At 40.9% G+C, this 1,432-nt stretch carries 2 protein-coding genes; both read right to left on the minus strand.

Going from position 1 to position 1,432, the window contains the following annotated elements:
• Positions 1-37 precede the first annotated feature (37 nt).
• Positions 38-961, minus strand: coding sequence for an IS3 family transposase (locus ACT3RN_RS15580; RefSeq protein ID WP_192520991.1), 924 nt, complete (start codon positions 959-961; stop codon positions 38-40).
• Positions 865-1,383 carry a helix-turn-helix domain-containing protein gene (locus tag ACT3RN_RS15585; RefSeq protein ID WP_192520990.1) on the minus strand — a complete coding sequence of 173 codons (519 nt, stop codon included), beginning with the start codon at positions 1,381-1,383 and terminating at the stop codon, positions 865-867. Before ACT3RN_RS15585 ends, ACT3RN_RS15580 begins: the two co-directional genes overlap by 97 nt.
• Positions 1,384-1,432: the final 49 nt, after the last annotated feature.

Here is a 1,432-nt window from a genome sequence, read left to right on the forward strand (position 1 = left end):
ACTTTTGAACTGACCCCCAAATATTGGACGGTTTAGTTTATATCAAGGACTGAGTTCTGTACTGCACAGGACTCAGTCCTTTTAGTTTGAGTTGAATACGTTCATTATTGTAGTAATGCATATACTCATGAATCTGTTGTTCTAACTGCTCAATCGTTTTCGGTTTATCAATATAAATCGTCTCACACTTCAATGTACCGAAGAACCCCTCCATAAGCGCATTATCTAAGCAGTTGCCTTTTCTGCTCATACTTTGCTTAATACCGTGCTGTCTAAGCGCTTTGTTAAACGGTCTCATTTGATAATGCCACCCTTGATCTGAATGCAGCATTAAACTGTTGTTCTGGTACGTATCTATCCTATCTAAAGCCTTATCTAGCATTTTGCGCACCAAGTCATAAGTCGGCCTTTTTGACAGCGTATAGCTGACAATCTCATTGTTATAACAATCGAGTATCGGCGATAAATACAGCTTATGATCACCCACCTTAAACTCAGTAATATCAGTCAGCCAGCGTATGTTTGGTTTATCTGCATTAAACTGACGCTTTAAGTGGTTCTTTGCAATCTTGCCTTGTACGCCTTTATAAGAACGGTACCTTTGCCTTCGAATCCGTGCACTTAAGTTTAGATGACGCATAAGCTTGGCAACTAGTTTGTGGTTGTGATAATAACCTAGCTGCTTTAGCATGGCCGTTATTCTACGATAGCCGTACCTGCCTTTGTGCTGATGGTACAGCTCAGTAATACGCTGTTTTAAGTCTGCATATTTGTCTTTGACGTCAAACTGGCACCTATGGTAGTAAAAGACACTTTTAGCCATCTTAGCGATGTTTAGCAAAGCAGATAAAGGGTGGTCTTGTCTCAGTGCTTCGATGAGCCTTGCTTTTTGCCTGCTTGTTCCTCCGCTTTGAGCAAGGCATCGAGCTTTTTTAGATAGGCAACCTCTGCACGTAGGTATTCATTCTCACGCTTTAGTTCTGCTAAGCTCTTTTCATCATCTGGTTTGTCTGTGATATATGGCTTACTCATGACGACTCTACCTTTAGGTTTGGATATTAGTCCAGACATACCGTGGAGCCTATAAGCTTTGTGCCAATGACTGATTAATGCCGGTGAGCTGATGTTAAATGTTAAAGCGACCTCGGATTGACTTAATCCTTCCTTAAGCATGGTGGTTATCACTTTGTATTTAAATTCACTGCTGTATTTGGCCTTATTTGTCTTTGGCTTGATAGCCTCTATACCACCGCTTTGATATTGCTTGACCCATGTACGTACAAGTTTTGGATCTATTTTAAACTTCTCACTTGTGGCAAGTCCGGTATGTCCTTGCTCATAGTATGCGATGACTTGCATCTTAAAGTCTAGATCGTAACGCATAAAAATACCCCCATAAGTTGTGTCCAACTTATGGGGGTCGGTTCACTTT

Source organism: Psychrobacter sp. AOP5-GZ1-6 (genome assembly GCF_052376345.1).
GTDB lineage: Bacteria > Pseudomonadota > Gammaproteobacteria > Pseudomonadales > Moraxellaceae > Psychrobacter.

Bases quoted from the DNA above. Each gene is read 5' to 3' on its own strand.
- ACT3RN_RS15585 (WP_192520990.1), bottom strand. From the start codon at position 1,383: ATGCGTTACGATCTAGACTTTAAGATGCAAGTCATCGCATACTATGAG.